We start from the raw sequence: 8,385 nt of genomic DNA on the forward strand, positions 1-8,385 counted from the left end.
CGCGCGCGGCTCGCGCGCCGGCACCACCACCGCCCGCGGCTCGGCGGCCGGCGCCGGCGCGGCGACGTCGGCGGAGGCGGGCGCGGCGGGCGCGGCGGGCTTGGCGGGCTCGGCGGCATTGCGCAGCGCCTGCTGCACCAGCGCCTCGTCGTAATCGGTGGCCGCCACCACCTCGATGCCGCCGTGCACGGCGCGATTGGAGAGGATCACGGCATCGGGGCCGTGCTCCTCGCGCACCAGCTTCAGCGCGGTGCGCATGTCGGGGGCGATGAAGCGCTTGATTCTCATGCGACGGCCTCGGGGCGGGCGGTGGCGGCGGGCAGGCGGGCGGAGCGGGTCATGCCCCACCTGTGCAACCGGCGTGCCAGAGGCGGTGACGGGATCGCGACGTCGGGCGGGCGCCGTGGCGGGCGGGGCGGGGCTGCGCTGGTGGATCGCGGCGGCCGGGCGCCGCGGGTGGCCCCGGTGGGGCGCCAGGCGGCTGGCGCCGGCGGTCGGGGCGGAGGTACGGGCCGGAGTCGCCGCTGGTGCGGTGGAGGGCAGGGCGCGGGGGCGGCGAGGCCTCCGAGGCTGTCGCGCAAACGGCTTCACGGCTCGCCGCCGCCACTCCAACCGTGGGACCCCGGCAGGGCGGCACCCATGGGGGGTACGTGTTCGTATTCAGTGGTCGACGCGTGCCTGCGAATCGACAGGTTCGCGCGACGGTGCGCGTCTACGGCTTGGCAGTGCGTCGGGGTATGTGGAAGGGAGCTTCAGCAGCACCAAGTCCGTTGGGGGCTGTCGATCCACCGGCACGTCCTTTATGTCGGGTCTGATCTTCGGACCAGCGTGTTCGGTGCGATCGGCAAACCGTCGCGGACGGACGCCGTAGCCAAGTGGGCGGTGAGGGCTAGGACCGGGACGGGGTGAGTGCCAGGGCCAAGACGAAGGCCAGGGCCAGAGCCAGCCTGCTTCCAGAGCGGCGGCGCTCTTGATTCGCGAATCACCGGCCGCGACGAGCAATCGTGAGACCCCGAAGGGGCGGCGCGCAGGACGCGCGCCGTCGGCACTCGAGGCAGGATGCCGAGTGTGCCGATCCCGGCGTGGCGTCCGGTCGCGGGCTGTAGATCCGTCGGGGGAGGCCCTTTCTTTTGGGTCCTTTTCTTTGGGCCAGCAAAGAAAAGGGCCTCGGGCGCGACAGCGCACGAAACGCTTTGGCTGTTGCTTCTGTTGGGAACAACGGCAACAGCGAGGGCAACGTCCATGGATGCCCGCGTTCGCGGGCATGACGGACCTGAGGAAGGACAAGCCACTGGGTCCCCGCCTTCGCGGGGACGACGGCTTGGAGTGAGCGGCGCACGAGATGTTTTCGTTGCTGCCCTGTTGGGCACAACGGCAGGAGCGAACGCAACGACCATGGATGCCCGCATCCGCAGGCTTGACGGACCTGAGGAAGGACAAGTCACTGGGTCCCCGCCTTCGCGGGGACGACGGCTTGCGGTGAGCGGCGCACGAGATCTTTTTCGCTGCTGCCCTGTCGGGCACAACGGCAGGAGCGAATGCAACGTCCATGGATGCCCGCATTCGCGGGCATGACGGGAACGAAAGGGCGCAAGTCACTGGGTCCCCGCCTTCGCGGGGACGACGGCGTGGAGTGAGCGGCGTACGAGATGTTTTCGATGCTGCCCTGTCGGGCACAACGGCAAGAGCGAACGCAACGTCCACGGATGCCTGCGTTCGCGGGCACGACGGGAACGAAAGAGCGCAAGTCACCGGGTCGCCGCCTTCGCGGGGACGACCGGCGTGGAGTGGCCGCGCCGGGCACTATCGCCTGCTTCGCAGCGCGCGAAACGCTCGGCTGCGGCCTTGCCCGGGACGAAGCCGAAAGCGACGTCCATGGATGCCCGCATCCGCGGGTGTAACGGCACAAGGGGGAGGAAAACAGCGTGCGGAAGGCGGGGGCCGCTGGGCTCCCGCCTTCACGGGAACTACGGACAGTGGAGTAGCGTCAGCCAGCGGAAGAACAGCTGGCGGTCGGGCACTCGACGCCGAAACGATGCGGCGTCACCGCGACGTGTCCGGCTTGCCATTGCGCAGCGGGCGTTCGGGCCCTCCACCCCGGAGTGAGGCGGCATCCCCACGACGTGCCCGGCCCACCGCAGCACGTCGGGTGTACGGCAGAGCCACGCGCCACTACCGCGCCCAAGTCGGGCGACTCCCATCACAAGTGAGCCCCTCCCGCCCATCCGCATCGCGTCTGGCGTTCCGCCGCGCCCGAGCCGATCGCCCGCAGGCGCTCGCCCTCACCCGATCGACCCCACCAGCCGCAGCCGCTTGTCCTCCGGCACCTCGCCGTACGCCAGCACCGCCAGCTGCGGCACCGAGTGCCGCACCAGCCGCGCGATCGACGAGCGGATGGAGGTCGGCACCAGCAGGACCGCCGGCTCGCCCTTGCTCTCCTGCCGCGTCACGCATTCGGACAGGTTCTGGTGCAGGCGCTCGGCCAGGCCGGGCTCCATGGCCGCGCTCTGCCCGGATACAGAATCCTGCAGCACGCGCTCGAGCGCGGGCGCGAGTGTGAAGACCGGCAGTTCCTCGTTGAGCCCGTTGAGCTCCTGCACGATGAAGCGGCCCAGCGCGGTCCGCACCGCCGCCACCAGCTGGGCCGGGTCCTGGGTGATCGCACCGTGCTCCAGCAGGGCCTCCACGATCTGGCGCATCTGCCGCAGCGGCACCTTCTCGGCCAGCAGCGCCTGCAGCACGCGCACGATGGTCGAGAGCGGCAGCAGCTTGGGCGTCAGTTCCTCGACGAGCTTCGGCGACGCCTTGCCGACGTTGGCGAGCAGCTGCTGCACCTCGTCGTGGCCCAGCAGCTCGGAGGCCTTCTCGCGCACCACGTGCGAGAGGTGGGTGGCGACCACCGTGGCCGGGTCGACCACCGTATAGCCCAGCGACTCGGCATGCGCGCGCTGGCCCGGCACGATCCACACCGCGTCCAGCCCGAAGGCCGGATCGCGCGTAGGGATGCCTTCGAGCTGGCCGAACACGCGGCCGGGATCGAGCGCCATCTCGCGGTCGGGCTGCAACTCGCCCATCGCCACCGGCACCCCATGCACGAGGATGCGGTAATGGCCGGGCGCGAGCTCGAGGTTGTCGCGCACGTGCACGGCGGGAATCAGGAAGCCCATGTCCTGCGTGAGCTTGCGGCGCACGCCCTTCAGCCGCGCCAGCAGCTCGCCGCCCTGCGCCTTGTCCACCAGCGGAATGAGGCGATAGCCGACTTCCAGCGCCAGCGGCTCGGTGGGGCGCACCTCGTCCCAGCTCAGCTCGGCATTGGGCGACGGCGGCGGGGCGATGGACGGGTCGGGCGCGGGCTTCTCGGCCTCCTCTTTCGCCTTCTTCTGCATGCGCCAGGCCGCGTAGCCCAGCACGGCGGCGGAGATGAGGAACGGGATGTTCGGCATCCCCGGCACCAGGCCGATGATGCCCAGCAGCACCGCCGACACGGTGAGCGCGCGGTGGTGGCCGAAGACCTGCCGGTTCACCGCCTCGCCCATCTCCTGCTCGGTGGTGGCGCGCGTGACCAGCATCGCCACCGCGGTCGACACCAGCAGCGCCGGCAGCTGCGCGACCAGTCCGTCGCCGATGGCGAGCAGCGAATAGGTTTCCGCCGCCTGCGCGAACGGCAGGCCGTGCTGCATCATGCCGATCAGCATGCCGCCGATCAGGTTGATGACGAGGATCAGGATGCCGGCGATGGCGTCGCCGCGGATGAACTTGCTGGCGCCGTCCATGGAGCCGTAGAAGTCGGCTTCCTCGCGCACTTCCTCGCGGCGCGCCTTGGCTTCCTCGCGCGAGAGCAGGCCCGCGTTGAGGTCGGCGTCGATGGCCATCTGCTTGCCGGGCAGCGCGTCGAGGATGAAGCGCGCGCTCACTTCCGAGATGCGCCCGGCGCCCTTGGTCACCACCACGAAGTTGATGATGGTGAGGATGGCGAACACCACGATGCCCACGGCATAGCTGCCGCCGATCACGAAGTTGCCGAAGGATTCGATCACGTGCCCGGCCGCGGCCGAGCCCTGGTGGCCATGCAGCAGCACCACGCGGGTGGATGCGACGTTCAGCGCCAGCCGCAGCAGCGTGACCATCAACAGCACACTGGGGAAGATCGAGAACTCCAGCGGGCGCTTGACGTAGACCACCGCCAGCAGCACCACCAGCGACAGCGCGATGTTGATGGTGAAGAAGGCATCCAGCACCAGCGGCGACAGCGGCACCGTCACCATCGCCAGCATGCCCAGCACCACCAGCGGCGCGCCGGCGCCGCCCTTGAGCGACTGCATCACCCCGGCGGCGCGGCTCATGCGGCGCCTCCGTCGTTCGCGGCATCAGGCGCGCCCGCGGCGCCCACGTCCACCTGCACCAGCTGCGGCATCGGGCCGTCGGCCGGTTTCCAGCGGCGGATCTGGTAGAGGTAGGTCAGCACCTGCGCCACCGCGGCGTAGAGCTGCGCCGGGATCTCCTGGTCGACCTTGCACTGGCGGTAGAGCGCGCGCGCCAGCGGCGGCGCCTCCACGCGCATGACCCGGTTGGCCTCGCCGATCTCGCGGATGCGAAGCGCGAGCTCGTCCACGCCCTTGGCGACCACTTTCGGCGCGCGCATCTTCCCGGCCTCGTACTTCAGCGCGACCGCGTAGTGCGTGGGGTTGGTGACGATGACGTCGGCCGTCGGCACCGCATCCATCATCCGCTGGTTGGCGATCTGCCGGGCCACCTGGCGCACGCGCGCCTTGATCTCCGGATTGCCCTCCGCCTCCTTGGCTTCGTCGCGCAGCGCCTGCTTGGTCATCTTGAGCCTGTTGCGCCAGGCCCAGCGCTGGTAGGGCACGTCGATCAGGGCCAGCACGGCCAGCGCGCCGACCACGGCGTAGAACACGCCGAAGACCGCGTCGATGCCACTGGACACCGCCACTTCGAGATCCTGCCCCGGCATGGCGAGGAAGCGGTCCAGCCCCCCGCGCAGCACCAGCGCGGCAATGCCGCCGATGAGCAGCAGGCGCAGCAGCGAGCGCAGCAGTTCGGCGAAGGATTCCCTGCCGTACATGCGGGCAAAACCCTTGAGCGGGTTGAGGCGGGTGAGGTCGGCCTTGAGCGCCTGGCCGGAGAAGCGCAGCGAGCCCATGGCCGCCGGCGCGAGGAAACAGCCCAGCAGCGCGGCCGCCAGCAGCGGCAGCACGGGCAGCACGAGGCCACCGAGCAGCCGGGCCGCATGCACGGGGAAACGGTCCGGCTGGCCGAGCAGCGCGGGCTCGAACTGCAGCGCGCCGGCCAGCCAGCCCTGCGCGGCCGCGCCGAGCTGCGGGCCGGACACGGCCAGCGCCAGGGTGGCGCAGCCAAGCACCGCCACGTTGGCCAGTTCGCGCGAGCGCGGGCTGTCGCCCTTCTCGCGCGCCTCGCGCAACCGTTTTTCCGATGGAAGTTCGGTCTTGTCTTCCTGGTCTTCGCTGGCCATCGGCGTGGTCTTGTTCCGTCAACCGGTGAGGGCGCGGGCTGCCTGGAAAGCGTCTCCAAACAGTCGCTGGACAGGCCCCTGCAATTCCCTTGCCAGCACCATCAGCAGCAGCATTCCCAGCAGGATGGCCACGGGGAAGCCCAGCGACATCGGGCTCAGCTGCGCGGCCGCCCTCGACAGCACGCCGACAGCCACGTTCACCGCCAGCAGGGCCATCATCACCGGCAGCGCCAGCAGCAGCCCGGCCTTCATCACGGTGGCGAAAAACAGCGGAATGGCCGACAGGAACTCCGGCAGGTCGCGGAAGGGCGTGCCGACCGGCATGGCGGCGTAGCTGTCGAACAGCAGCTGGACCAGCGCCAGGTGGCCGTCGATGCTGAAGAAGATCAGCCCGAAGGACAGGTAGAACCACTGCGCCAGCACCGTGGCCGACCCGCCGCCGCTGGGGTCGGCGAGCGTGGCGAAGGACAGGCCCATGCCCTGGCTGACCAGTTCGCCGGCCAGCTGCCCGGCCTCGAAGGCCAGCCGCAGCATCAGGCCGATGGCGATGCCCACGGAGAACTCCCGCAGCACGGCCAGCGCGGTGGCGGCGTCGACGCCGGCTTTCGGCGGCTCCGGCAGCAGCCCCGACAGCGCCGCCGCCAGGGCGATGGTGAACACCAGGCGCGAGCGCATCGGCACCCCGCGTGCGCCCAGCATCGGCAGCACCTGGATCGCCGCGCCGATGCGCAGCGCGGTCCAGAGCACGCGGCCGAGCATGTCGAACAGGTCGAGCCCGCTGGCGGAGGTGAGGGTGACGGGATCCATCGGCCGCGGGGATGCAAGGCACGTACCGCCGGGCTGGCGGTCGGCTGCATGCTGTCGCGCGGGCGTCGGCTAGAACGTGTCGTGCACCTGGACGAGGATCGGATGCGGCCCGGCGCCGCGCGGGCGACGCGGAGGAGGTTGCAGCTTCATCGCATCGAGTTCGCGCCCGAAGCACAGGGAGAGCGGCGTGACCGGCCGCACCTGCACGTTGCCGACCTGGCCGGCGGGATCGACCGAGGCCACCAGCGTGAACGCATCCGCGCGGCGCGCTGCCGCACGTCCGGGTGGAACGCACTTGACCATCGCGGCATGGATGGCCGGGACCAGCGCCAGGTCGTAGGCGTAGCCCTCGCGCGTGGCGATCGCGGCACGCGCCTGGGCCATGCGCGCGTCGAAGCCGGCGGCGCTGCCGGCAAGCGGCAGCAGGGCGAGCACGGCGACGGGGAGTTTCATGCGCGGTCGTCCGGGGAGAGGCGCCAAGTCTTCCGCGCAGGGCCTGAAAGCCGCCGCAACGGCGGTGCTATCCGATCAGATGCGGAATCCGCTGATACAACTCCTGCGTGAACGCGACCAGCCGCCCGAGCAGGAAGTGACCGAGCAATCCGATCGTGGCCACCAGCGCCATCGCCTTCACCACGAAGCCGATGGTCTGTTCGTTGATCTGCGTGGCCGCCTGGACCACGCCCACCACCACGCCCACGCCCAGCACCGCCAGCAGCGGCGGCGCGCCGAGTACGAGCGCCATCTGCAGCCCGCGGGTGATTTCGGTCATCGCGACTTCGGGGGTCATGTCAGGTCACCGGATTGAAGCTGGCGGCGAGCGAGCCCACCACCAGCACCCAGCCGTCCACGAGGATGAACAGCAGGATCTTGAAGGGGGCCGACACGATCATCGGCGACATCATCATCATGCCCATCGACATCAGCACGCTCGCCACCACGAGGTCGATGATCACGAAGGGGATGTAGATCAGGAACGCGATCTCGAAGGCGGTCTTGAGCTCGCTGGTGAGGAAGCTCGCGGCGAGCACGCTGAAGGGCACGTCCTGCGGCGTGGCGTAGGGGCCGGAGTTCGACAGGCCCGCGAACGTCATGAGGTCGGTCTCGCGCACCTGCGCCAGCATGAAGCCGCGGAAGGGCTCGAGTGCCGCGCTCCAGGCCTGGCGGAATTCCATGGTCCCGTCCAGATACGGGCCGATGCCCACGGCCCAAGCCTGGTCGAACACCGGCGTCATCACCATGAAGGTCATGAACAGCGCGAGCGCCAGCAGCACCTGGTTGCTGGGCGTCTGGCCGGTGCCCAGCGCCTGCCGCAGCAGCCCCAGCACGATGATGATGCGGGTGAACGCGGTGATGCCCATCAGCGCCGCCGGCAGCAGCGTGATGCCGGTCATCAGCAGCAGCACCTGCAGCGGCATGCTCACCGGCTGCTGGCCGATCTGACCGACGTTGACGGCGGGCAGCTGCCGCGCAGGTGCGACGGCGGCGGGTGCCGCGGCCGGCACCGCCGTTGCCGCCTGCGCCTGCGCGGGCAGCTGCTGCGCATCGGCGGTATTGGACAGCAGGCTCCAGGCCAGGCCGAGGACGAGGAGCAGCGCGCAGGCCGCGCGCATCAGGCGTTCGAGCGTCCCGCTCATGGCTTTCGACCGAAATGCTGCGCGAGGATCTGCGCGAAGGGAGACGGGGTGGCGGGTGCCGCGGCGACCGGAAGGGGCGCGTCCAGCGTGTGCAGCCTGCGCACGCCACCCTGGCCCACGCCCAGCAGCAGCTGCGTGCCGCCCACGTCGACGACCACCGCGCGCTCGCGCGGGCCCAGCGCCACGCTCGCCACCACCTTGAGATTCGAATTGCCCGCGCCCCGCTGCAGGCCCGGCATGCGCTTGGCCAGCCAGCCCAGCGCGAGGATCAGGCCGACGACCAGCACCAGCGAGAACAGCGCGCCACCGATGCTGCCCGCGTCCGCGGCGGACGCGTGGCCGACCGCGGGCGCGGCCTGGGTCGTGGTGGTCGTGGTGGCCGGGCGCACGGGAAAGGTCACGCCGGCGGACCGCGCGGCCTGCGAGGGTGCCGCGGCGCCGGCGGGCGCG

General features: G+C 70.7%; 7 protein-coding genes and 1 pseudogene. All 8 read right to left on the reverse strand.

Annotation, left to right across the window (positions count from 1 at the left end; all coding sequences use genetic code 11):
* Positions 1–288 (reverse strand): annotated as a pseudogene (locus EYQ95_RS26955) (flagellar biosynthesis protein FlhF); the annotation flags it as partial.
* Between the two features lie 1,994 nt (positions 289–2,282).
* On the reverse strand, positions 2,283–4,343 hold the full coding sequence (gene flhA, locus EYQ95_RS25240) for a flagellar biosynthesis protein FlhA (protein ID WP_243700076.1): 2,061 nt from the start codon (positions 4,341–4,343) through the stop codon (positions 2,283–2,285).
* Positions 4,340–5,491: a flagellar biosynthesis protein FlhB gene (gene flhB / locus EYQ95_RS25245; protein ID WP_132331813.1), complete on the reverse strand. Its 1,152-nt coding sequence runs from the start codon at positions 5,489–5,491 to the stop codon at positions 4,340–4,342. The genes flhA and flhB overlap by 4 nt, the downstream gene beginning before the upstream one ends.
* 18 nt (positions 5,492–5,509) lie before the next feature.
* Complete coding sequence (gene fliR, locus EYQ95_RS25250) at positions 5,510–6,298, reverse strand: flagellar biosynthetic protein FliR (RefSeq protein ID WP_132331815.1); 789 nt, start codon at positions 6,296–6,298, stop codon at positions 5,510–5,512.
* Between the two features lie 69 nt (positions 6,299–6,367).
* Positions 6,368–6,751 carry a hypothetical protein gene (locus EYQ95_RS25255; RefSeq protein ID WP_132331817.1) on the reverse strand — a complete coding sequence of 128 codons (384 nt, stop codon included), beginning with the start codon at positions 6,749–6,751 and terminating at the stop codon, positions 6,368–6,370.
* 67 nt (positions 6,752–6,818) lie between these two features.
* A complete protein-coding gene (locus tag EYQ95_RS25260) occupies positions 6,819–7,088 on the reverse strand; it encodes a flagellar biosynthetic protein FliQ (RefSeq protein WP_132331819.1) in 270 nt (89 codons plus the stop codon).
* Between the two features lies 1 nt (position 7,089).
* The gene (fliP, locus tag EYQ95_RS25265) at positions 7,090–7,935 is read right to left on the reverse strand and encodes a flagellar type III secretion system pore protein FliP (RefSeq protein WP_243700077.1); all 846 of its coding nucleotides are present in this window, start codon (positions 7,933–7,935) and stop codon (positions 7,090–7,092) included.
* Positions 7,932–8,385 (reverse strand): flagellar biosynthetic protein FliO (gene fliO / locus EYQ95_RS25270; RefSeq protein ID WP_370451345.1); only part of this gene is annotated, 454 nt, incomplete at its 5' end. The genes fliO and fliP, both read right to left, overlap by 4 nt.

The sequence above is a fragment of the Lysobacter sp. N42 genome, from assembly GCF_004344885.1.